The 21072-nt window shown below is 74.9% G+C and carries 24 protein-coding genes; 12 read left to right on the forward strand and 12 right to left on the reverse strand.

What is annotated here, in order from left to right; all coding sequences use genetic code 11:
* Positions 1–112: 112 nt before the first annotated feature.
* From ACWIX3_RS10120 to ACWIX3_RS10140, 5 genes are all read right to left on the reverse strand, one after another.
* Entirely contained in the window at positions 113–1339 is a 1227-nt protein-coding gene (locus ACWIX3_RS10120; protein WP_448611942.1) for a sensor histidine kinase, read from the reverse strand.
* A complete protein-coding gene (locus tag ACWIX3_RS10125) occupies positions 1336–1725 on the reverse strand; it encodes a response regulator transcription factor (RefSeq protein WP_448611943.1) in 390 nt (129 codons plus the stop codon). Before ACWIX3_RS10125 ends, ACWIX3_RS10120 begins: the two co-directional genes overlap by 4 nt.
* Positions 1726–1971: 246 nt before the next feature.
* Complete coding sequence (locus ACWIX3_RS10130; protein ID WP_448611944.1) at positions 1972–2640, reverse strand: DUF3618 domain-containing protein; 669 nt, start codon at positions 2638–2640, stop codon at positions 1972–1974.
* Between the two features lie 37 nt (positions 2641–2677).
* Positions 2678–3205, reverse strand: coding sequence for a phage holin family protein (locus tag ACWIX3_RS10135; protein WP_448611945.1), 528 nt, complete (start codon positions 3203–3205; stop codon positions 2678–2680).
* A 3-nt stretch (positions 3206–3208) separates the two neighbouring features.
* Positions 3209–4045 carry a hypothetical protein gene (locus tag ACWIX3_RS10140; RefSeq protein ID WP_448611946.1) on the reverse strand — a complete coding sequence of 279 codons (837 nt, stop codon included), beginning with the start codon at positions 4043–4045 and terminating at the stop codon, positions 3209–3211.
* Positions 4046–4278: 233 nt separating this feature from the next.
* On the opposite strand from ACWIX3_RS10140, the gene ACWIX3_RS10145 reads away from it, so the two are divergent.
* Entirely contained in the window at positions 4279–5124 is an 846-nt protein-coding gene (locus ACWIX3_RS10145) for a siderophore-interacting protein (protein WP_448611947.1), read from the forward strand.
* Positions 5125–5167: 43 nt separating this feature from the next.
* On the opposite strand, the gene ypfJ is transcribed toward ACWIX3_RS10145, so the two are convergent.
* Together ypfJ and ACWIX3_RS10155 are read right to left on the reverse strand one after the other, a co-directional pair.
* Positions 5168–6094, reverse strand: a complete 927-nt coding sequence (gene ypfJ, locus ACWIX3_RS10150; RefSeq protein WP_448611948.1) for a KPN_02809 family neutral zinc metallopeptidase — start codon at positions 6092–6094, stop codon at positions 5168–5170.
* 76 nt (positions 6095–6170) lie between these two features.
* On the reverse strand, positions 6171–7028 hold the full coding sequence (locus tag ACWIX3_RS10155; protein ID WP_448611949.1) for a formate/nitrite transporter family protein: 858 nt from the start codon (positions 7026–7028) through the stop codon (positions 6171–6173).
* 142 nt (positions 7029–7170) lie between these two features.
* Here ACWIX3_RS10155 and ACWIX3_RS10160 point away from each other — a divergent pair, with 142 nt between their 5' ends.
* The 5 genes from ACWIX3_RS10160 (at position 7171) to ACWIX3_RS10180 (ending at position 10981) form a co-directional block, all read left to right on the forward strand.
* Complete coding sequence (locus tag ACWIX3_RS10160) at positions 7171–7602, forward strand: hypothetical protein (protein ID WP_448611950.1); 432 nt, start codon at positions 7171–7173, stop codon at positions 7600–7602.
* A 34-nt stretch (positions 7603–7636) separates the two neighbouring features.
* Entirely contained in the window at positions 7637–8881 is a 1245-nt protein-coding gene (locus ACWIX3_RS10165; protein WP_448611951.1) for a glutathionylspermidine synthase family protein, read from the forward strand.
* A gap of 18 nt (positions 8882–8899) precedes the next feature.
* Positions 8900–9361 (forward strand): nitroreductase family deazaflavin-dependent oxidoreductase, encoded by a 462-nt coding sequence (locus tag ACWIX3_RS10170; RefSeq protein WP_448611952.1) that lies wholly within the window; start codon positions 8900–8902, stop codon positions 9359–9361.
* Positions 9362–9421: 60 nt separating this feature from the next.
* Positions 9422–10381 (forward strand): ABC transporter substrate-binding protein, encoded by a 960-nt coding sequence (locus ACWIX3_RS10175; RefSeq protein WP_448611953.1) that lies wholly within the window; start codon positions 9422–9424, stop codon positions 10379–10381.
* 87 nt (positions 10382–10468) lie between these two features.
* Complete coding sequence (locus tag ACWIX3_RS10180) at positions 10469–10981, forward strand: DUF2127 domain-containing protein (RefSeq protein WP_448611954.1); 513 nt, start codon at positions 10469–10471, stop codon at positions 10979–10981.
* Here the strand turns inward: ACWIX3_RS10180 and ACWIX3_RS10185 are convergent.
* Positions 10920–11981, reverse strand: coding sequence for a winged helix DNA-binding domain-containing protein (locus ACWIX3_RS10185; protein WP_448611955.1), 1062 nt, complete (start codon positions 11979–11981; stop codon positions 10920–10922). The two genes, ACWIX3_RS10180 and ACWIX3_RS10185, sit on opposite strands and share 62 nt — an antisense overlap.
* A gap of 56 nt (positions 11982–12037) precedes the next feature.
* Here ACWIX3_RS10185 and ACWIX3_RS10190 point away from each other — a divergent pair, with 56 nt between their 5' ends.
* The 3 genes from ACWIX3_RS10190 to ACWIX3_RS10200 are packed head-to-tail and all read left to right on the forward strand — an operon-like array spanning position 12038 to position 13288.
* Complete coding sequence (locus ACWIX3_RS10190) at positions 12038–12667, forward strand: class I SAM-dependent methyltransferase (RefSeq protein WP_448611956.1); 630 nt, start codon at positions 12038–12040, stop codon at positions 12665–12667.
* A gap of 39 nt (positions 12668–12706) precedes the next feature.
* The gene (locus ACWIX3_RS10195) at positions 12707–12832 is read left to right on the forward strand and encodes a hypothetical protein (protein WP_448611957.1); all 126 of its coding nucleotides are present in this window, start codon (positions 12707–12709) and stop codon (positions 12830–12832) included.
* 30 nt (positions 12833–12862) lie between these two features.
* Positions 12863–13288 carry a DUF1801 domain-containing protein gene (locus tag ACWIX3_RS10200; RefSeq protein ID WP_448611958.1) on the forward strand — a complete coding sequence of 142 codons (426 nt, stop codon included), beginning with the start codon at positions 12863–12865 and terminating at the stop codon, positions 13286–13288.
* On the opposite strand, the gene ACWIX3_RS10205 is transcribed toward ACWIX3_RS10200, so the two are convergent.
* The gene (locus tag ACWIX3_RS10205; protein WP_448611959.1) at positions 13273–14613 is read right to left on the reverse strand and encodes a phosphoribosyltransferase family protein; all 1341 of its coding nucleotides are present in this window, start codon (positions 14611–14613) and stop codon (positions 13273–13275) included. The genes ACWIX3_RS10200 and ACWIX3_RS10205 overlap by 16 nt on opposite strands.
* A 180-nt stretch (positions 14614–14793) precedes the next feature.
* Here ACWIX3_RS10205 and ACWIX3_RS10210 point away from each other — a divergent pair, with 180 nt between their 5' ends.
* The 3 genes from ACWIX3_RS10210 to ACWIX3_RS10220 all read left to right on the forward strand — a co-directional run bounded on the left by ACWIX3_RS10210 (position 14794) and on the right by ACWIX3_RS10220 (position 17150).
* A complete protein-coding gene (locus tag ACWIX3_RS10210) occupies positions 14794–14988 on the forward strand; it encodes a three-helix bundle dimerization domain-containing protein (protein ID WP_448611960.1) in 195 nt (64 codons plus the stop codon).
* A 91-nt stretch (positions 14989–15079) separates the two neighbouring features.
* On the forward strand, positions 15080–16699 hold the full coding sequence (locus ACWIX3_RS10215) for an ABC-F family ATP-binding cassette domain-containing protein (protein ID WP_448611961.1): 1620 nt from the start codon (positions 15080–15082) through the stop codon (positions 16697–16699).
* Between the two features lie 52 nt (positions 16700–16751).
* On the forward strand, positions 16752–17150 hold the full coding sequence (locus ACWIX3_RS10220; RefSeq protein ID WP_448611962.1) for a hypothetical protein: 399 nt from the start codon (positions 16752–16754) through the stop codon (positions 17148–17150).
* 133 nt (positions 17151–17283) lie between these two features.
* Here the strand turns inward: ACWIX3_RS10220 and ACWIX3_RS10225 are convergent, their stop codons facing one another.
* The 3 genes from ACWIX3_RS10225 to ACWIX3_RS10235 all read right to left on the reverse strand — a co-directional run bounded on the left by ACWIX3_RS10225 (position 17284) and on the right by ACWIX3_RS10235 (position 20797).
* Positions 17284–18165 (reverse strand): oxidoreductase, encoded by an 882-nt coding sequence (locus ACWIX3_RS10225; RefSeq protein WP_448611963.1) that lies wholly within the window; start codon positions 18163–18165, stop codon positions 17284–17286.
* 29 nt (positions 18166–18194) lie between these two features.
* The gene (locus ACWIX3_RS10230; RefSeq protein ID WP_448611964.1) at positions 18195–19394 is read right to left on the reverse strand and encodes an MFS transporter; all 1200 of its coding nucleotides are present in this window, start codon (positions 19392–19394) and stop codon (positions 18195–18197) included.
* A 221-nt stretch (positions 19395–19615) separates the two neighbouring features.
* Positions 19616–20797, reverse strand: coding sequence for an alcohol dehydrogenase catalytic domain-containing protein (locus ACWIX3_RS10235; protein ID WP_448611965.1), 1182 nt, complete (start codon positions 20795–20797; stop codon positions 19616–19618).
* Between the last annotated feature and the right edge of the window lie 275 nt (positions 20798–21072).

The raw sequence follows: 21072 nt of genomic DNA on the forward strand, positions 1-21072 counted from the left end.
GGACCGCCGTGCCCCCACCGGTGGCGGGCCCGCGCCAGGCCCCCCACCGACGGACCGGGTCCTCCCACGGTGAGGAGGACGGGTTCTCGTACCTGCGAGGGAGCCGCGGGCCTCAGCGAGGGATCGTCAGCGTGAAGGTGGTGCCCCGACCCTCGACGCTGGCGACCTCGAGGGTGCCGTCGTGCGCGGCGGCGATGGCCCGCGTGATGGCCAGGCCCAGCCCGACCCCGGGCACCGCGTGCCGTCGGGCGGTCGAGGCGCGGAAGAAGCGGGAGAAGAGCTGCCCCTGCTCGCCGGCGGGGATCCCGATGCCGGTGTCGCTGACCGCCAGCCGGGCCACGGGCACCGCGTCGTCCTCGGGGGCGTCGACCACCGCGCCGTCGGCCGTCCTCCAGGCCGAGCGCAGCGCCAGGGTGACCCGGCCGCCGGACGGGGTGAACTTGACGGCGTTGGAGACCAGGTTGTCGCAGGCCTGGCCCAGGCGGACGGCGTCGCCGTGCACCGTCGGTCCGCCGTCGGGCACGTCGACGACGACCTCGACGCCGGTGGCCGCGGCGGTCACCCGGACGGTCTCCTCGGCGGCCCGGACGACGGTCGCCAGGTCGACGACCTCGGGCTGCAGGCTGAACCGGCCCGCGTCCACCTGTGCGGTGAACAGCAGGTCGCCGACCAGGCGCAGCAGCCGGTGGGCGTTGCGCTCCACCGTGCCCAGGTGCGCCCGCGGCTCCTCGCCCAGCGACGGGTCGTCGAGGACGAGTTCCAGGTAGCCGAGGATCGAGGTCAGCGGCGTGCGCAGCTCGTGGCTGATCAGGCTCACGAACTGGTCCTTCATCCGTTCGGTCGCCCGGGCCTCGGTCATGTCGGTGCCGACGAAGTTCCAGCCGGCGTGCACACCGCGGTCGTCGGTGCGCGGGGTGACCGCCACGGAGACGGTCAGCTCGGCGCCGTCCGCGGCGACGTACGTCCAGTCCCGGACGTCGCTGCCCTGCTCCTGCGCGTTGCGCACGAGGGCGGCCAGCCCGCCACCGGCCTCATCGAGTTCCTCGGGCAGGTGGAACTCGGTGATCGACCGGCGGCGGACGACGTCGGCGCGGGGGAGGCCGAGCATCCGTTCCGCGCCGGGGTTCCACACCCGGATCACGCCGTCCACGTCGGTGCCGATGATCGACTGCTCGGTGACCGCGTCGAGGACGCTGGTCATCGTCCGGGCGCGGGCCTGCAGCATCCGCGTGGCGACCTCGAGCTCGTCGTCGCGGTGCTGCATCTGCGCCCTCAGCGCGGCGTTCTCCGCGCGCAACCGGGCCACCTCCCCGTCCAGCGCGCGTCCCAGGACGGTCACGCGGTCGCTCCGCAGGTCAGCTCGTGCACCCGGGCGACGAGTGCGGCGACGGAGAAGGGCTTGGCCAGGTAGGCGTCGGCGCCGGCAGCCAGGCCGCGGGCGACGTCGTCGGAGGAGGCGCCGGCCGACAGCAGCAGCACCGGCACGCCGGCGGTGGCCGGGTCGGCGCGCAGCGCCGCGCAGACCTCCAGCCCGGTCGCGCCGGGCATGGAGACGTCGAGCACGGCGAGGTCGGGGGGATCGGTGCGGGCGGCGGCCAGGGCCTGCGTCCCGTCGGGGACCTCGGTGGCGACGGAGCAGCCGGCGCGGTGGACGGCGAGGCCCACCAGTGCCCGGATGTCGTCCTCGTCGTCGGCGACCAGGACGCGCGGCGCTGCGGTCGGCACGGTCGGGGCTCCCTCGCTCGGGCGGTGTCGTCGCGGTCGACGTCGGCACCCGCGGCAGCGCACTGCAGCCCGCCCGCGGCGGCCTCACCCCAACAGGGGACCCGGCCGCGAACGGCAGCGCGCCCCGCCGGGAGGACCCGGCGGGGCGCGCTGGTGGAACCGAGCGGCCTCCCTGCTGGGGTTGGCCGCGGCCCCGTCCCGGGTCCCACCCCCAGCTGGCGAAGGGGGGGAGGACGGGGTCCTCTCTCAGCTGCCCGACTGGCTCTGCACCGTCTGGCGGGACTGCTGGGCCTGGCCCTGGACGTCCTGCGCGGCGGACTGGCCCTCCTGCTTGACGGTCTGGGCGGCGTCCTGCGCGGTGGACTTGACCTCCTGGACCGCCTGCTGGGCGGCCGGCTGGAGCTCCTCGCGGATCTCCTGCGCGGCCTCCTTGGCCGGCTGCAGCAGCGTGTCCTTGTGCTCGCGCACCGCGGACTCGGCCTGCTGGGCCAGCTGGCGCTCCCGCTCCGAGGCCGGCAGGAGGCTGGAGACCAGCCAGCCGACGCCGAAGGCGATGAGGCCCGCGGCCAGCGGGTTGCCCTGGGCCTGCCGGACGATGGTGTCCGGGGCCTGCTGCACCGCGTGCGCGGCCTGCTGCGCGGCACCCTGCACGGTCTCGGCGGCACCCTGCGCCCTGTCCTGCACCGTGCCCGCGGCGTCCTGCGCCCGGTACTGGGCCGAGGCCCGGGTGTCCTGGGCGCTGCCCATGACCCGGTCCCTGACGCGGGAGACGCGGCTCTTGGCCGCGCTGACCCGACGGTCCATGACGCGGGAGGGGTTCACCTTCTCGTTGAGGGCGTCGACGTCGTAGCTCAGCTCGCGCTGGGTCTGCTCGATCTGGCGCCGGATGGCTTCGGGGTCGTTGCTCGTGGTCATCTCTACTCCGATGTCTGAGAGGGCCGCAGGGCCGTGGTCAGTTGGGCTTCAGAGCGCTGGGGACCTCTGAGAGCGTGTCCACGGTGCGCTCGGGCTTGGGGTTCACCTGCTGCAGCTTCTTCTTGCCCATGGAGAAGGCGACGGCACCGACGATGGCCCACAGGACGGCCACGATGAGCGCGGCCAGACCGGCGTCCATCACGTTCTCCAGCGCCCACCACAGGGCGTTCGAGAGGAAGAGCACCGTCAGGAACCCGGCGAGCGCCGCGGCGGCCATCATGCCGGCGCCCTTGCCCGCCTTCTTGGCCTCGGCCTGGACCTCGGCCTTGGCCAGGGCCACCTCCTGCCGCATCAGCGTGGAGAGGTCCTTGGCCAGCTCGCCGAACAGCTGCCCGACCGAGGTGCCCTCGACGTCCGGACGGCCCTCGGCGGTCGTGGGCGTGCTCATGGAGCCGCTGTGCTCGCCGTAGGCCTGGTCGGGGGAGACGGCGTAGTTGCCCTGGGCGTACGGGTCCTGGCCCGAGGGCGAACCGACCGGCGTCGCGCCGGAGTAGGGAGAGCTCATCGGTCAGACCCCCTGGCCGGGACGGCGGGTCGGGTCGTCCCAGCCGGCCGGGGTGGTCGGCGGGACGGCGGCACCCGCGGGCGGGACCGTGCCGTACGGCGGCGGCGGGACCGGCGTGCCGGTGGCGGCCGTCTCGCCGTAGCCGGTTGTCGTCTCGTAGGACGTCGTCTCCGCGTAGCCGGAGTAGGCCGGCGCCGGGTCGACGTAGTTCGTCTGCGCGTAGCCGGAGCGGTACTGCTGCGAGCTGGTGCCCGAGGAACCGTCGCTGTGCGCGGCCTTCACACCGCTGGTGAGGCGGCCGGCGAGGACGCCGGCGAGCGCGGCCCCGAGCAGGAAGGCACCGGGCCTGCGCCGGGCGAAGGCGCGGACGTCATCGAGCAGGTCGGCCGGCTCGCGGTTCTGCAGCCGGTCGGCGAACTGCTCGACGTAGCCCGAGGCCTGCTGGAGCAGGTCGCGCGCCGGGCCGGGCGCGCCCTGGCTGCTGCCGTCGGCCAGGCCGCGCAGCTCCTGGGCCAGCGAGGTCAGGCCACTGGCGGCCTTCTGCTGCTGGGCCACCGTCTGCTGGCGCAGCTGCTGACGGCCCTGGTGCAGCAGGTCCTGCGCCTGTCGCTGGGTCTCGTGGGCGACCTCCCTGGCCTGGTCGGCGGCGGTCGAGGCGACCTGGCTGCCGGCCTGCGCGGCGGTCTGACCCACGTTGCGGGCCTCGTCCTTGGCCACGTCACTGGTGGACGGGGAGCCCGTCGACTGGGTGGTGGTCGACTGGGTGGTGGTCGCCCCGCTGGTCGCGCCCGAGCCGGGGGAGGGCGGGGGCGGGAACGGGGTGTCGATCGAGTGAGTCATCGTTCCTCCTCGGCAAACGTCGTGGTCAGCCGAGGCGATACCCGTCAAACGATCACCCACACATGCCGGGTGTCCGTGGCCGTCGCGATCCCGTCTGCGGGGACGCCGGTGCACCGGGGTCCTGCGGCCCGGGTGGCCCCCGGTGGCTCGCCGCGGGGAGCGTGACCTGCGCTCTCGGACGACGACTAAGGTGAGCCTTGCCTATCAGCGCTCGACCCCGAGGGAGCCCCGCCATGGCCGACAGAGCCCCGCGCCGCCCGCGCACCCCCCGGCTGGCCACCGTGCTGCGCACCTCGCGCCCGACCCCCCACCTGGTCCGCGTGGTGCTCGGCGGGGAGGGCCTCGCCGGATTCGCGCCCGAGTACACCGACGCCTACGTCAAGCTGGTGCTGCCGCCGGCCGGCGCGCCGTACGCCGCGCCGTTCGACATGGACGCCGTGCAGAGCGAGCACCCGCGCGAGCTGTGGCCGTGCCTGCGCACCTACACGGTGCGCGCCTGGGACCCGGTCGTCCGCGAGCTCGTCCTCGACGTCGTCGTCCACGGTGACGAGGGGCTGGCCGGGCCGTGGGCCACGGCCGCGCAGCCGGGCGACCGGGTGCAGCTGCTCGGCCCCGGCGGTGCCTACGCGCCCAGCGGGGACGTCGACTGGCACCTGCTGGCCGGTGACGAGACCGCGCTGCCGGCGATCGCCGCCTCGCTGGAGCGGCTGCCCGCGGGAGCCACGGCACGGGTGTTCGTCGAGGTCGCCGACGCAGCGGAGGAGCAGCCACTGCCGCTGCCGGCGGGAGCGCAGCTGACCTGGGTCCACCGCGCCGGGCTCCCGGGGGAGGCGCTCGCCGGCGCCGTCCGCGGGGCGGCGCTGCCCACCGGCTCCGTGCACGCCTTCGTGCACGGCGAGGCCGGGTTCGTCCGCGAGCTGCGCCGCTTCCTGCGGGTCGAGCGTGCGGTGCCCCGGGAGCGGCTCTCCGCGTCGGGCTACTGGCGGCTGGGCCGCACTGACGAGGGCTGGCGGGCCGAGAAGGCGGAGTGGAACGCCGCCGTGGAGGCCGACGAGCAGGCCGTTCCGCACGTGGCCTGAGGCAGTCCTTCCGCAGGTGGGAGGACCGCCTCCTCGGGTCCTGCTACAGGTCGTCGGTGGCGAAGGTGTCGCACTGCGCCGGGTCGCCGGTCTCGTAGCCGGTGGTGAACCAGCGCTGCCGCTGCTCGGACGAGCCGTGCGTGAACGCGTCCTGGTCGACGGTGCCGCCGCCCAGGTTCTGCTGGATGAAGTCGTCGCCGATGCGGGCCGCGGCGTCCAGCGCCCGGTCGATGTCGTCCTGGGTGATCTCCGCGATCAGCGGCTGGCCGGACTCGTCCGGGACGTTCTCGGCGTGGTTGGCCCACGTGCCGGCGTAGCAGTCGGCCTGCAGCTCCAGGCGCACGGTGCCGCTGGTCGGGCCGGTCTCGCCCGGCGTCACCTGCTGGTTGGTGCCGAGCAGGTTCTGCACGTGGTGGCCGTACTCGTGGGCGATGACGTAGGCGTTGACGAACAGGCCGCCCTCCGCGCCGAACTGCTGCTGCAGCGTGTCGAAGAAGGACAGGTCGATGTAGACCTGCTGGTCGCCGGGGCAGTAGAAGGGCCCCGAGCCGCTGGTCGCCCCGCCGCAGTCGGTCTGGACCCCGCCGTTGAAGAAGACGGTGTCGGTCGGGCGGTAGTCCGGGCCGAGCACGCCGGACCAGTAGTCCTGGATCGACTCGATGTCAGCCACGACGGCGCAGTCGACCGACTCGTTGGCGTCGGCGCCCGTCCGGCACTGCTGCTCGAGCTGGGTGTTGTCGGCGGTCCGCCCCTCGCCGAGGCCGCCGAGCTGACCGCCGAGCTGGCCCAGCGCCGCGCCGGTCCCGCCGCCCTCGCCGCCGCCGAGCAGCTGGAAGAGCACGAGGACGACGACGCCGACCAGGCCCAGCCCGCCGCCGCCGACCGCGAGCCCGCGCCCGCCGCCGAGGCCGCCACCCCGGCGGTCCTGCACGCCCGACGGATCGAGGTCTGCTCCCTCGCTGTACCTCATGGCTGGGCACCCTCCCGGTCGTGTGGCACGCCGAGCCGGTGCCATCCGCAGCGGCGGTGCCCCCGCGAGGAGCGGGTCATGCGCGCTCGGCGGCCTCCCCGCCGGTCGGCGCCCGGCTGGGCTGCTCGGCCGGCTGGTCGCGCAGGAACAGGTACCAGTAGGACGTCGAGACGAAGACCACCGCGCCGACCAGGTTGCCCGCACCCGCCATCAGCCAGTTGAGCAGCACGTCGCCCCAGCCGAGCTCCGGGACGCCGGCGAAGATCGCGGCGGGCAGGAAGAACATGTTCGCGACGACGTGGTCGAAGCCCATCGCCACGAACGCCATGATCGGGAAGAAGATGGCGAGGACCTTGCCGGACACCGACTGGGCGGCCAGCGACATCCACACCGCCAGGCAGACCAGCCAGTTGCAGCCCACGCCGCGCAGGAAGACCTGCCACGGCGACTCGTGCAATCCCTTGGCTTCAGCGATCGAGGCCAGCCGGTCGTGCGTGAGGGCAGCGCTGCCCGTGGCCCCCGGCGCACCGATGACCCCGGTCTGCACGGCCAGGAAGTAGGCCACGAAGAGGGCGCCGATCAGGTTGCCCACCAGGACGAGGGTGAGGTTCTTGGCCACGTCGCCCATGCTGATCCGGCCCTGCATCGCGCCGAGCGGCACCAGCATCATGTTGCCGGTCGCCAGGTCGGACCCGGCGATGAGCACCAGGACCAGGCCCAGGGTGAACGCGGCGCCCATGAACAGCGTCGGCAGGGTGCCCCAGGTGGCGGGGTCCAGACCGGAGGAGACCGTGATGGCGACGAGCGCGCCGAAGGAGATGTAGGCCCCGGCGAGGAAGGCGCTGACCAGCACGCGGTCCCAGGTGCGGTGGACCTTCTTGGCGCCGGTCTCACTGGCGACCTGGGCCATCTCGGGTGGTTGCCGGTCGGACACCGTCGCCTCCACAGACCCGCGCGGATTCTGGCTCCTGGACCGTACGACCTCGATCCGGATCCGGCACCCGGGTGCGGCGCTGACCGCCGGCGACCGCGGCGATCTAGGGTCGGCCGACACACCACGGACACCGGGAGAGCACATGGCAGTCTCCAACCGCGTCCGCAGCGCCCTGACGACGACGGTGCTGGCGACCGCGGCCACCGGTTTCCTCGCCGGCTGCGGCACGGACGAGGAGGAGCAGGCGCAGGAGCAGGAGCAGGTCGCCTACTGCACCGACGAGGACGGCGAGATCGTCGACGACGACTACTGCGACGACGACTACCGCGGTCCTGGCGCAGGGCTGTTCTTCCTGTACCTCGGCGGCTTCCGCCCCGGGCTCCCGGTCGGCACCGTGCTGCCCCGCGGGGGCACCCGCATCAACCCCACCGACACGGCGGCCCGCCAGCGCGCCGGCCTGCCCTCCACCGGGCGGGTCGCCGCGGGCACGCGGGTCACCGGCGGCATCGGCTCCGGGGTGGGCGGCAGCGACTCGGGCACCCGGTCGCGCACCGGCACCGGCGCGGGCAGCTGAGGCCGCACCTGCGGCCGGGGGGAGGAGCGACGGGGTGAGGCGCGTCGAGGCAGGGGTGGTCCGCCCGGGCTGGGAGGCCGAGGTCGAGGCCCAGGGGCTGGTCTACAACCGGACGACGACCCCCGGCGGCGAGGTGCGCAGCTACTGGCGCGAGGGGCCGTTCTACGACTTCACGATGGCGGAGGTCGAGCGGCTGGAGGGCTGGGTCGCCCAGCTGTTCGAGATGTGCGTGGCCGCCGGGGACCACGTCGTCGAGCACGACCTGTTCGACCGCATGGGCATCCCGCCGATCGCCCGCCCGGAGATCCGGCGCACCTGGGAGACCGAGCCGCCGAGCATCTACGGCCGCTTCGACCTGCGCTACGACGGGCAGGGCCCGCCCAAGCTGCTGGAGTTCAACGCCGACACCCCGACCGGCCTGGTCGAGTCCGCCGTCACCCAGTGGAACTGGCACCTGTTCACCGGGCAGGGCCGCGACCAGTGGAACGCCCTGCACGACAAGCTCGTCGCCGCCTGGCAACGCAATCTCCTGCGCTGGGAGCGGCGGACCGGCGTCCGCCCACAGGTGCACCTGGCCTGGACGTCGGAGGAGCGCTCCGGCGAGGACCGGATGACCGTCGCCTACCTCATGGACACCGTCGTCCAGGCCGGCTACCAGGCGATCGAGCTGCTGGTCGAGGACATCGCGCTGGACTCCGGGGACGGCCGCTTCTACGACCCGCAGGGCCGCCACCTCGACGTCGTCTTCAAGCTCTACCCCTGGGAGTGGCTCCTCGAGGACGAGTTCGGCCCCGCCGTCCTCGCCGACGCCGCCCGCCCGGGCGGCACCACGTGGGTGGAGCCGGCCTACAAGATGCTGTGGAGCACCAAGGCGCTCCTGCCGGTGCTGTGGCAGCTGTTCGGCAGCGACCCGGCGCTCTCCCCGCTGCTGCTGCCGGCCTACTTCGCCGACGAGATGCCGTCGTCCTGGCAGACGTTCGTGCGCAAGCCGCTGTGGGGCCGGGAGGGCGCGAACGTGCAGATCGTCCGCGACGGGCAGGTGGCCGTGGAGCTGCCCGGCCGGTACGGCACCGAGGGCTGGGTCGTGCAGGAGTTCGCGCCGCTGCCGGACTTCACCGGGGTCGACGGCCCGCACCACCCGGTGCTCGGGGCCTGGGTGGTCGACGGCGAGCCGGCCGGGCTCGGCATCCGGGAGAGCGACGGGCTGGTCACCGACAACCTGAGCTTCTTCGTGCCGCACACCATCGACTTCTCGGCTCCGCAGGCCGGCCGCCGCTAGCCGACCTACGGTCGGGGCATGCCGCTGGAGGGTGAGTACGAGCCGAGTCCCGAGGCCTGGGTGCGCGAGCAGGTCGAGCGCTACGAGGCCACGGGTGGCCGGGAGGCCAACACGCTGCGCGACACGGGGATCCCGGTCGCCATCTTCTGGACCCGTGGTGCGAGAACCGGGAAGGTGCGCAAGAACGGTCTGATGCGGGTCGAGCACGCGGGCGCCTACGCCATGGTCGGCTCGCAGGGCGGCGCGCCGAAGGACCCGGCGTGGGTGGCCAACCTGCGTGCCCACCCCGACCAGGTCACCGTCCAGGACGGGCCCGAGCCGTGGGACGGCGTGGCGCGCGAGGTGACCGGCGAGGAGAAGCGGCAGTGGTGGGAGCGGGCCGTCGCGGTCTATCCCGAGTACGAGCGGTACCAGGAGCGCACCGACCGGGAGATCCCGGTCTTCGTCGTCGAGCGGGCCGACCCGGTCAACCCGGAGTAGGCAAGGCTGTCCTAAGTTCCTCGTGTCGCCGGAGGGGCCGGCGACACGAGGAGGACGGCTGTGCGGACGAGGTGGGCGACGCTGGCGGTGGCGTCAGGACTGGTGCTGGCCGGCTGCGGCTCGGCGGGCGAGGGGGCGACGGCATCGGCCCCGTCCACGTCGGCCGAGGAGGTCCGCACGGTCGGGCACGCCATGGGCACCGCGGAGATCACCGGCACCCCGGAGCGCGTCGTCGTCCTCGACACCGGTGAGCTCGACGCCGTCCTCGCGCTCGGCGTCACCCCCGTCGGGGCGGTACGCACGTCGGTCAGCGACGAGCTCCCGGGCTTCGTGGCCGAGGCCGGCGTGGACCCGGCCGGCATCGAGAACGTCGGCACGATCGAGGAGCCCGACCTGGAGGCCATCGCCGCCCTGCAGCCGGACCTCATCCTCTCCAACGTCGTCCGGCACGAGGCCCTCCACGACCAGCTGGAGCAGATCGCGCCGACGGTCATGGCCGAGAACGTCGCCGTGACGTGGAAGGACAACCTGCGGCTGGCCGGCGAGGCCCTCGACCGGGGCGACGAGGCCGGGCGGCTGCTCGACGACCACGAGGCCCGGGCCGACGAGGTGGGTGCTCTCTTCGGCGACCCGGCGGCCACCGAGGTGAGCGTCGCGCGGTTCATCGACGGCTCCTCGGTGCGGCTCTACGGCGAGGGGTCCTTCATCGGGACCGTCCTGGCCGACGCCGGCTTCGCCCGGCCGCCGGTGCAGCGGGTCGACGACTTCTTCGTCGAGGTGTCCCAGGAGGAGGTCGGCCAGGCCGGCGGGGACCTCCTCTTCTACGGCGCGTACGGCGAGGACGGGCAGAACGCCCTCGAGCGGGTCACCGGCGCGGGCCTCTGGCAGGGCCTCCCGGCGGTGCAGGGGGGCCGATCGTTCGAGGTCGACGACGACCGCTGGTTCCTCGGCCTCGGACCGCTGGGCGCCGGCCTGGTGCTCGACGACCTGGAGCGCTTCGCCCAGCAGCTCGAGAGCTGAGCCGGGTCAGCCGGGGAGCCGCCGCGCCGGGGACGCCACCCGGGCGCGGCTCCGCGGGCCTGGACGCTGCGGGTCCTCCCGAGGAGCATGCCCGGCACGACCACCGACCGGCTGCTGCGCGCCGCCCTGCTCCTCAAGGGACTGGACGGCGCGGTCGAGCTGCTCGCGGGCGTCGCCCTCGCTTCGGTGGGCCCACGGGAACTGGGAGAGCTGACCCGGCGGGTGGTCGCGCACCACCTGCTGGGCAGCCCGCGCGGCGCCCTGGCCGAGCGGTTCACGGCCGGGGAGGCCGCGCTGGGCGGTGGCGACCGGACGTTCGCCGTCGTCTACCTGACCCTCCACGGCCTGGTGAAGCTCGGCCTGGTCGTGGCCCTGCTGCGCGAGCTGCGCCCCGCGTACCCGGTGGCGATCGCCGTCCTCACGGTCTTCATCGGCTACGAGGCGTACCGGGCGGCGCGGACCGGGTCGTCGGTGCTCTGGGCCGCTGCCGCGCTCGACCTCGCGATCGCCGTGCTCGTGGTGCGCGAGTACCGGCGCCTCACGGGAGGGCGGCCGCCACCGCGGGGATCGCGGCGGCGACCTCGTCGGGGAACGTCGTGAACGGTGTCGCGGTGACCGTGCGCCTCGGCCCCCGGCCCTGCCAGGCCCACGTGCCCAGCACCCGCCCCCGGTGGACGACGGTCGGCCGGAAGACGCCGTTGCGGCCGGGCACGATCCGGTCGGCGAACTCGGGCGGGACGGCGCAGCTGCGGTCGGCGTAGCCGAGGACGAACTCGTCGAAGCCGGGCAGCAGGAGCAGCCCGGCGGCCTCGGCCCGGTGCGCGGTCAGCAGGTCGGCGGTCTCGGGGGCCAGCAGGAGCTCGCGGCCGTCGACCTCGACGGCGGCCAGCCGGTCCCGGACGGCGGCCACCCCGGCCCGGACGTCGGTGAGCGGCAGCCCGGCCCAGCGCGCGAGGTCGGCGACGGTCGCCGGGCCGTGGCCGCGGAAGTAGCGCAGCGCCAGCTCGGCCAGGCCGGCGTCCCGGTCCAGCCGCCGCGGCGCGGTCACCCACTCGTCGAGCAGCACGAAGGCCTGCTCGCCGCCGGCCATGGGCCCGAGGCAGAGGGTGCCGGTCTGCGCCAGGTACCAGAGCAGGTGGTAGCCGCGCTGCCCCGTGAGGGCGACGCCGCCGTCGGCCACCGCGGCGAGCAGCTCCTTCCGCCCGCAGCGCCGTCCGCCGGTGAGCGCCGCGGTGACCAGCTCGCGCGCCCGCTCGGTGTCGGCCTCGGTCAGCCCGAGGGCGGCCCGCCGCTGGGCGGCGCCGGCCAGCACCCGGGGGCCGAGCAGGTCGAGCATCCAGGGCAGGTCCTCGGCGGGCAGCAGGTGCAGCGTGCCGCGCATCGGCCAGGAGCGGACCACCTCGCCGGCGTCGAGCGCCGCCTCCACCCCCGCCCGCGTGCGCTCCGCCGTGCGCAGGGCCACGGAGGTCAGCGCACCGGGCAGGTCCTGACCCTGCACGCAGGTGAGCAGGCGGACCGCCTCGGCCGCCGTGGCCGGGTGGGGCCCGGCGACCCGCTGGGCCACCAGCCGGAGCAACGCCAGGTCGCGGGCCGTCGTCATGTCCGGGGAGCCTGCCAGCGGGGGGCGACGGGACGGGCGGCTGAGACACTCCGCGCGTGCAGGCAGCGGACTGGGACGCGCGCTACGCCGCGCAGCAGCAGTGGTCGGCCGAGCCCAACGCGCTGGTGGCCGAGCTGCTGGCCGACCTGCCGCCGGGCGCGGCGGTGGACCTCGCTGCGGGGGAGGGGCGGCACGCGCTGTGGCTGGCCGGGCGCGGCTGGCGGGTGACGGCGGTCGACTTCTCCGCCACCGGGCTGGCCCGGGGCCGCGGCCGGCCGGGCGCCGACCGCGTCACGTGGGTGACCGCGGACGTCCGGGAGTGGGAGGCGCCGACCGGGTCGCTGGACCTCGTGCTCGTCGCCTACCTGCACCTGCCCGAGCCCGGGACGACGGCGTTGCTGCGCCGCACGGTGGGGTGGCTGCGGCCGGGCGGGCGGCTGCTGGTCCTGGGCCACGACGCCGACAACGTCCGGTACGGCGTCGGGGGCCCGCAGGACCCGGCGATCCTGTACGGCGTCCGGCGGCTGGCCCCGGTGGCCGAGCTGCTCGACGTCGACCGGCTGGAGCAGGTGCGCCGGGACACGCCCGCGGGCGCCGCGCTGGACACCCTGCTGTGGGGGCGGCGCCCCCGTGCCCGTACCGGGTCGGCCCCGTCCGGAGGCTCGCCGCGAGCGTGCGAGCGGTGAGGAGGACGGGGTCCTCCCACCGGCGGTAGCGTGCCGCCCGTGATGGGGATGGGCGGGGCCGGCGGCCCGGAGGCGGAGCGGCGACGGCGGCTGGTCGCCGCGGTCGTGGTGCTCGCGCTGCTCGTGACCGCGGCGGCGACGGTGCTGTCCATCGCGCTGGGCTGAGTCGACCGCGCTGGGCTGAGGAGGCAGGTCGTGGACGCCGGGATCGAGGACTGGTTCGCCACGGCGGGCCCGCGCGAGGCCGAGCTGCGGGCCGCCGACGCGCTCGTCGTGGCCGCCGCGCCGGGCATCGACCGGCAGCTGGTGCCGGTCGGGTCGGGGCAGATGCTCGGCTACGGGCTCATGCCGTACCGGCCGCGCTCGGCGCGGGAGTCGACGACGTGGCCGCTGATCGCCCTCGCGGCGCAGAAGCGGCACCTGTCGCTCTACGTCTGCGCCGTCGTCGACGGGGCCTACCTGGCCGAGGCGCGCGCCGACCGGCTGGGCCGGGTCTCCTGCGGGAAGAGCTGCATCCGCTTCACCTCGCTCGACCGGGTCGACCACGCCGAGCTGACCGCGCTGCTGCAGGACGCCGTCGCCGCGACGGAGTCCGGCGCCAACGCCTACTCCTCGAGCTGATCGCCCCGCCGCCGGGCCGGGGTCCCGGCGGGTGCCCCGCCGGCGAGGTGCGTGGCGAACCAGTCGCGGGCGAGCTCGGCGGCCGCGCGCAGCGTCCCCGGCTCCTCGAACAGGTGCGAGGCCCCGGGCACGACGGCCAGCCGGTTGGTGCACCGCAGCCGGGCCTGCGCCTCCCGGTTGAGCTCGAGCACCTGCTGGTCGTGACCGCCCACCACGAGCAGCGTCGGCGCCCGCACGTCGGCCAGCGCCGGGCCGGCCAGATCGGGCCGGCCGCCGCGGCTGACCACCGCCCGCACCGCGTCGTCCCCCGCCGCCGCGACCAGGGCGGCGGCGGCACCGGTGCTGGCGCCGAGGTACCCCAGCGGCAGGCCCGCGCACGAGGGCTCGGCGGATGCCCAGCGGGCCACCCCGGTCAGCCGCCCCGCCAGCAGCTCGACGTCGAACACCGGGCCGCGCGCGGTCTCCTCGGCCGGGCTGAGCAGGTCGACCAGCAGCGTCGCCATCCCCGCGGACCGGAGCACCTCCGCGACGGCGCGGTTGCGGGGGCTGTGCCGGCCGCTGCCGGTCCCGTGGGCGAACACGACCAGCCCTCCGGCGTGCTCGGGGACGGTCAGGTGCCCGGGCAGTCCCTCGGGCCCGGCGTCGGCCACCACGTCGTCGTCCCGCGGGGTGGGGGTGCTTCCGGCGAGCGCCGGGGCCGGCCGGCGCAGCAGCGCGAGGACCTCCTCGTCGTCGGTCGCCCGGAAGTCGGCGTACGCCTGTCCGACCGCGGCGAAGCGCTGCGGCCTCTCCAGGCACACCACCTCGTCGACCGTGGGGGCGATCTCGTCCAGGGCGCGCGGCGAGCCGACCGGGACGGCCAGCACCACGCGGGCCGCGCCGTGCGCCCGGACCACCGCGCAGGCGGCCCGGGCGGTGGCGCCGGTCGCGATGCCGTCGTCCACCACCACGGCCGTCCGGCCCTCGAGCGGGAGCCGGGCCCGGTCGCCGCGCAGCTGCCGGGCCCGCCGCTCGAGCTCGGCGCGCTCGCGCCGCTCGGCGTCGGCGAAGGTCGCCTCGTCGACCCGGCCGGCCTGCACCACGTCGTCGTTGACGACGACCACGCCGTCCTCACCGACCGCGCCCATCGCCAGCTCCGGGCGCCGCGGCAGGCCGAGCTTGCGCACCAGGACGACGTCGAGCGGGGCGCCCAGAGCCCGGGCCACCTCGGCGGCCACCGGCACCCCACCGCGCGGCAGCCCGAGCACGACGACGTCCCGGCCGGCGAGCGGCGCCATCCGGCGCCCCAGCTGCCGGCCTGCGTCCGTGCGGTCCTGGAACGGCACCCGAGCCTCCTCGCGTCGGCCCCATGCTCACCCTCGTCCGGTCCGCCCGGGATACGCAACCACGGGTTGCGGGCATGACTTAGGTCCCTGGTGTGGCCGGCCCTCACCGGTCACCGTTGGACGCCGGCGCCGGAGGGCGCCAGGCCGGACCTGATCCCGCGCGCACGGAGGCGCCCCCGCATGACGCTGACCGACGACCCCGCCGTCGAGCAGGCCGTGGCCCGACTCGCCGACGAGTTCCGGACGCGGTTGCGCCCACAGGTCATCGGCACCGTGGTCCGAACCTGTCGTCAGGACCTCAGCGGGGTGCCCGCCACGGCGCTGCCCGAGCTGGTGGAGCGGCTGGCCCGGGAGCGGCTGCAGTCCGTCGGCTGACGAAGGACCCCTGCCCCCACTGCTCGCGAGCTCGCGGCGGGACCCTGCAGGGGGCCGCGAATCCGCTTGGCACGATCGGCACGATGTCGGTGTGGGCTTCGTCGACGTGACCGGGGTGCGGCACACCCTCCCCGACGGCCGGGTACTGCTCGACGGCGTCTCCTTCCGGGTCGGTGAGGGCGCCCGTGCCGCGCTGGTCGGTGAGAACGGGGCCGGCAAGACGACGCTGCTGCGGATCGTCGCCGGCGACCTGGTCCCCGAGGCAGGGGCGGTGGCCCGGAGTGGTGGCCTCGGCGTGATGCGCCAGTTCATCGGCTCGGTGCGCGACGACACGATCGTGCAGCGCTTCCTCGTCGACCTCGCGGCACCGGCGGTCCGCGCCGCGTTCGAGGCGGTGGAGGCCGCGGAGCTGACCCTCATGGAGACCGACGACGACACCGCGCAGCTGGCCTACGCCGACGCGCTCGCGCAGTGGGGTGATGCCGGCGGCTACGACGCCGAGGTCACCTGGGACACCGTGACCGTCGCCGCGCTCGGCCTCCCGTACGACCGGTGCAAGTACCGCGAGCTGTCGACCCTCTCCGGCGGGGAGCAGAAGCGGCTGGCGCTGGAGGCGCTGCTGCGCGGTCCCGACCAGGTGCTGCTGCTCGACGAGCCGGACAACTACCTCGACGTCCCCGGCAAGCGCTGGCTCGAGGAGCGGTTGCTGGAGACCCGCAAGACGGTGCTGTTCGTCAGCCACGACCGGGAGCTGCTGGCGCGCGTCGCCGACCGGGTGGTCACCGTCGAGGGCGGGACGGCGTGGGTGCACGGGGGCGGGTTCGGCGACTACGCGCAGGCGCGGACGGCCCGGCACGAGCGGATGGCCGAGCTGCGCCGGCGCTGGGACGAGGAGCACGCCCGGCTGGTCGAGCTGGTGCGCACGCTGCAGCAGCAGGCGGCCAACTCGCCGGACATGGCCTCCCGGTACCGGGCCGCGCAGACCCGGCTGGCGAGGTTCGAGGCGGAGGGGCCGCCGCCCGATCGACCCCCGGAGCAGCAGGTGGCGATGCGGCTGCGCGGCGGGCGCACCGGCGTGCGCGCGGTCATGGCCGAGCAGTTGGAGCTCAGCGGCCTGATGCGGCCGTTCGACCTGGAGGTCTGGTACGGCGACCGGGTCGCCGTCCTGGGCGCCAACGGCGCGGGCAAGTCGCACTTCCTGCGGTTGCTGACCGGCCAGGACGTCGCGCACACCGGCTCGTGGCGGCTGGGTGCCCGCGTCGTCCCGGGGTTCTTCGCGCAGACCCACGCGCACCCGGAGTGGCTCGACCGGACCCTGGTCGACCTGCTGTGGCACGGGGAGCCGGGTCGGCCGGGCGTCGACCGTGGCCGGGCGATGGCCGCGCTGCGCCGCTACGGGCTGGCCGGGTCCGGCGACCAGACCTTCGGCACGCTCTCGGGCGGTCAGCAGGCGCGCTTCCAGGTACTGCTGCTGGAGCTCTCCGGCGCCACGCTGCTGCTGCTGGACGAGCCGACCGACAACCTCGACGTGCTCTCGGCGGAGTCGCTGGAGGAGGCGCTCGCCGCGTTCGAGGGCACGGTGCTCGCCGTCACCCACGACCGCTGGTTCGCCCGCTCGTTCGACCGCTTCCTGGTCTTCGGCGCCGACGGCCGGGTCTACGAGTCCGCCGAACCGGTGTTCGAGGAGACGCGGGTGCAGCGCGCCCGCTGAACGTCGCGTCAGGCCGTCTTGACAGTCAGGCTGGCCTGACGGATGCTCGGGTATGGCCGACATCGACGCCCTCGACCGGGAGCACACGCTCGCCACCGCCGTCCAGCGCTTCGACGAGCTGCGCGGCCGGGACTCGCTGGCCGACCCCGACGACCCGGACGGTCCCCGCCCCCTGGGCCGGGCCGAGGCGCTGGAGCTGTTGGCCCTCGGCGAGGTGATCGCCCGCAAGGCCGGCCAGGGGCGCCAGCTGACGGTGCGGACAGCTCGGGGGACCGGGGCCTCGTGGGCGGAGATCGGGCAGTCCCTCGGGACCACCCGCCAGTCGGCGTGGGAGGCGCACCGCCGCTGGATCGACGGGCAGGTCGCCCAGCGCGGGGCGATCGGGGCCATCGGCTTCGACGCGGACGACGCCGCGGCCGCCCGGACCCTGGCCGGCGACCGACCGCGCTGACCTCGCGGTCCCCTCCGTCGCGCCCCTGTCCGCCGCCGGGTCGATCACCGGGTTCTCGCCGCCTCCGCCGGCGTGCCCGCTCGTGTCGCCGGCAACGACCCCGTGATCGAGCCGGGGGGCGGAGGGGACGCGCTCACGGAGCCGGGGTGCCGCCGATGTCGTCGAGATCCTCCAGCTCCCGGGGGCCGAGCACCAGCATCCCGGCGGTCAGGTTCTCCTCCAGGTGGGCCACCGACGAGGTGCCCGGGATGAGCAGCAGGTTGGGGCTGCGCGCCAGCAGCCAGGCCAGCGCGACCTGCATGGGGGAGGCCTCCAGCCGCCGGGCCACCGTCTCCAGCGCCGCGGACTGCAGCGGCGTGAACCCGCCCAGGGGGAAGAACGGCACGTAGGGGATCCCCTCGCGGGCCAGCGCGTCGATCATCGGGTCGTCGTCCCGGTGCACCACGTTGTAGTGGTTCTGCACGCACGCGACGGGGGCGATCGACCGCGCCTCGGCCAGTTGCTGCGTCGTCACGTTGCTGACCCCGAGGTGCCGGACCAGACCTTCCTGCTGCATGGCGGCGAGCGCCTCGAACGGCTCGGCCAGCGACCGCTCGACCGGCTCGGAGAAGCCGGGCATGCGCAGGTTCACGACGTCCACCACGTCCACGCCGAGGTTGCGCAGGTTGTCCTCGACCGCCCGGCGCAGCTGATCGGGGGTCAGCGCCTCGGGCCACTCGCCGGCCGGGGTCCGCTCGGCCCCGACCTTCGTGACGATGGTCAGGTCCTCGGGGTAGGGGTGCAGCGCCTCGCGGATGATCTCGTTGGTCACGTGCGGGCCGTAGTAGTCGCTGGTGTCGATGTGGTCGACGCCGAGCTCCACCGCCCGGCGCAGGACGGCGACGGCGGCGGCGCGGTCGGCCGGCGGACCCATGACGTGCGGGCCGGCCAGCTGCATCGCGCCGTAGCCGAGCCGGTTGACCGGCCGGTCGCCGAGGGTGAACTGGCCGGAGCGTTCCGCGGTGGGGGTCGTCATGACCGGGCCCTACCCCGGTCGTCGGCCGGTCAGGCGGCGGCGCGGTACTCGGCGGGGACGGCGTCTGGTGCGGCCGCGGGCACCCGGTCGCGCCGCCCGGCGGCGCGCACGACGGCGGCGATGCCGGCGCCGACCAGCGCCAGCACCGCGCCCACCCAGATCGGCGCGGTGTAGCCCAGACCCCCCGACAGGACCGCCGCGCCGAGGGCGGCCCCGAGGGCGTTGGCCACGTTGAACGCGCCCTGGTTGGCAGCGGAGACCAGGCTGCCGCCGGGCACCCGCGCGGCCTCGATGACGCCGTTCTGCACCACCGGGCCGAGACCGAAGGCCAGCGTGCCGAACAGCACGAGCAGCACGACCGCGCCGACCGGGGTGCGGGCCAGGACGGCGAACGCGGCCAGGACCACGGCGGTGGCCAGCAGGCCGACCGCGACGAAGGAGAAGCCGTAGCGGTCGCCGAGCCGGCCACCGACGAGGGTCCCCACGGTGGTGCCGACGCCGAACAGCGCCAGCACCGGCGTCACCCACTCCACCGGGATGCCGCCCAGCTCGGTGAGGATGGGGCTGACGTAGCTGTAGACGGCGAACAGCGCGGAGAAGCCGACCATCGTCAGGCCGAGCACGAGCCACACCCGGCCGCGGCGGAAGGCGGCCAGCTCGGTGCGCAGGTCGGCCGGCTCGCCCAGCTCGCGTGGCATCCAGGCCACCAACCCGGCGATCGTGACCAGGCCGATGACGGCGATCGCGGCGAGCACCAGCCGCCAGCTGGTCTGCTGCGCGACGAACGTGCCGAGGGGGACGCCGACGACGTTGGCCACGGTCAGCCCGGTGATCATCAGCGAGATCGCGCTCGTGGCCCGTCCGGGCGCGACCAGCCGGCGGGCGGCCACCGCGCCGACACCGAAGAAGGAGCCGTGCGCCAGGGCGGTGAGCACCCGGGCGGCGGCCAGCGTCTCGTAGGTGGGCGCCACCGCCGACAGCGCGTTGCCGACCACGAACAGCACCATGAGGGCGACGAGGGTCCGCCGCGGCGGGAAGCGCACGCCGAGCGCGGTGAGGGTCGGTGCCCCCACGACGACGCCGACGGCGTAGGCCGAGATCAGCAGGCCCACCGACGGCACGGAGACGCCGAGGCCGCCGGCGATCTCGGGCAGCATGCCCATCACGACGAACTCGGTGGTGCCGATGCCGAAGGCGCCGATGGCGAGGGCGAGCAGGGCGCGGGGCACGGGGCGGCTCCAGGACGGTGCGGTTCCGGGTGGGGCTCGGACTGCGTCGTCCTGCCGCGGGGTTCCCTCCCGACCCTGCCAGGGTCCTTGGTCCCGCGCTCCCGGCAGAACGGGTGCGACCGGTCACACGCCGACCGGGCGGCCACCGGTCCGGAGCCGGCGGATCGCCTCCCGGCACGCCGCGGGGGCCGACCGTGGCGGCCGGCCCCCGCGGCGTCCGGTCAGGGCCTGAGCAGGACCTTGACCGATCCGTCCTTCTTCTCGCGGAAGTCCGCGTAGGCCTGCGGCGCCTGCTCGAGCGGCACGTGGTGGGTGGCGAAGTCGTCGACGCCCAGCGGGTCGCCCTCGGTGAGGATCGGGAGGATGTCGGGCACCCAGCGCCACACGTTGGCCTGTCCCATGCGCAGCTGGATCTGCTTGTCGAACATCCGCATGAGCGGCAGCGGGTCGGTCGCCCCGCCGTAGACGCCGGAGAGCGAGATCGTCCCACCGCGGCGCACGGAGTCGATGGCGGTGTTCAGCGCGGCCAGCCGGTCGACGCCGGCCACCTGCATGACCCTCTCCATGATCGCGTCGGGGACGACCGCCGTGGCCTTCTGCGCGATGCTGGCCAGCGGCGAGCCGTGCGCCTCCATGCCGACGGCGTCGATCACGGCGTCGGCACCGCGGCCGGCGGTCGCGTCCTGGATGGCCTGCACGACGTCGTCCTTCCTGGTGGAGCGGATGACGTCCGTGCCGCGGGCGGTGGCCCGGGCGATCCGCTCCGGGACGACGTCCGAGGCGTACACGTTCTCGATGCCCAGGTGGTGGGCGATCCGGGTGCACATGTCGCCGATCGGCCCCAGGCCCAGCACGAGCAGCGTGCCCCCGGGCGGCGTCGCCGCGTACTGGACGGCCTGCCAGGCGGTCGGCAGCACGTCGGAGAGGTAGACGAACCGGTCGTCGGGCAGGCCGTCGGGGACCTTGATCGGCAGCGTGTTGCCGAAGGGCACCCGCAGGTACTCCGCCTGGCCGCCGGGCACCTGGCCGTAGAGCTTGGTGTAGCCGAACAGGGAGGCGCCGAAGCCCTGGTCGCGGTTCTGCGTCGTCTCGCACTGGGACTGCAGGCCCTGCGAACACATCCAGCAGGTGCCGCAGGAGATGTTGAAGGGCACGACCACCCGGTCGCCGGGCTTGACCGCGGTGACCTCACGGCCGACCTCGCGCACCACCCCCATCGGCTCGTGGCCCATGACGTCGCCCACGGTCATGAACGGCGCCATCACCTCGATCAGGTGCAGGTCGGATCCGCAGATGCCGCTCGAGGTGACCTCGACGACGACGTCGGTGGGGTCCTGGATCGTGGGGTCCGGGACCGTGTCCACCCGGACGTCGGCTCGGCCGTGCCAGGTCACTGCGCGCATGGAAGTTGGGCTCCTCTGGGGGTCGTCGACGGGCTCGGACAAGGGACTTGTGCCCCGACGTGACGTCCATCGCGCCTCGCTGCGCCTCTCGGCGGCGTGTTGATCACCGTTGGTCAGGTGGGATCGACGCACGGTCGACGGTCAACCGTGCGATCCCGTGATCCCGGTCACCGATCCGGACCCTATTCCCCTTGGGAAAGGTCACGAAATGGTCACGACGTGTTTACATGGCTTCCGTCCGCTTCCCCCGGACCCCGCACGACGACCCTGTTCCC

Source organism: Geodermatophilus sp. URMC 60, from assembly GCF_053502585.1.

Excerpts from the sequence above, each read along its gene's own strand:
- ACWIX3_RS10130 (WP_448611944.1), bottom strand. The coding sequence starts at position 2,640 with ATGACCACGAGCAACGACCCCGAAGCCATCCGGCGCCAGATCGAGCAG.
- ACWIX3_RS10135 (WP_448611945.1), bottom strand. The coding sequence starts at position 3,205 with ATGAGCTCTCCCTACTCCGGCGCGACGCCGGTCGGTTCGCCCTCGGGC.
- ACWIX3_RS10140 (WP_448611946.1), bottom strand. The coding sequence starts at position 4,045 with ATGACTCACTCGATCGACACCCCGTTCCCGCCCCCGCCCTCCCCCGGC.
- ACWIX3_RS10145 (WP_448611947.1), top strand. The coding sequence starts at position 4,279 with ATGGCCGACAGAGCCCCGCGCCGCCCGCGCACCCCCCGGCTGGCCACC.
- ypfJ (WP_448611948.1), bottom strand. The coding sequence starts at position 6,094 with ATGAGGTACAGCGAGGGAGCAGACCTCGATCCGTCGGGCGTGCAGGAC.
- ACWIX3_RS10160 (WP_448611950.1), top strand. The coding sequence starts at position 7,171 with ATGGCAGTCTCCAACCGCGTCCGCAGCGCCCTGACGACGACGGTGCTG.
- ACWIX3_RS10170 (WP_448611952.1), top strand. The coding sequence starts at position 8,900 with ATGCCGCTGGAGGGTGAGTACGAGCCGAGTCCCGAGGCCTGGGTGCGC.
- ACWIX3_RS10180 (WP_448611954.1), top strand. The coding sequence starts at position 10,469 with ATGCCCGGCACGACCACCGACCGGCTGCTGCGCGCCGCCCTGCTCCTC.
- ACWIX3_RS10185 (WP_448611955.1), bottom strand. The coding sequence starts at position 11,981 with ATGACGACGGCCCGCGACCTGGCGTTGCTCCGGCTGGTGGCCCAGCGG.
- ACWIX3_RS10210 (WP_448611960.1), top strand. The coding sequence starts at position 14,794 with ATGACGCTGACCGACGACCCCGCCGTCGAGCAGGCCGTGGCCCGACTC.
- ACWIX3_RS10220 (WP_448611962.1), top strand. The coding sequence starts at position 16,752 with ATGGCCGACATCGACGCCCTCGACCGGGAGCACACGCTCGCCACCGCC.
- ACWIX3_RS10225 (WP_448611963.1), bottom strand. The coding sequence starts at position 18,165 with ATGACGACCCCCACCGCGGAACGCTCCGGCCAGTTCACCCTCGGCGAC.
- ACWIX3_RS10235 (WP_448611965.1), bottom strand. The coding sequence starts at position 20,797 with ATGCGCGCAGTGACCTGGCACGGCCGAGCCGACGTCCGGGTGGACACG.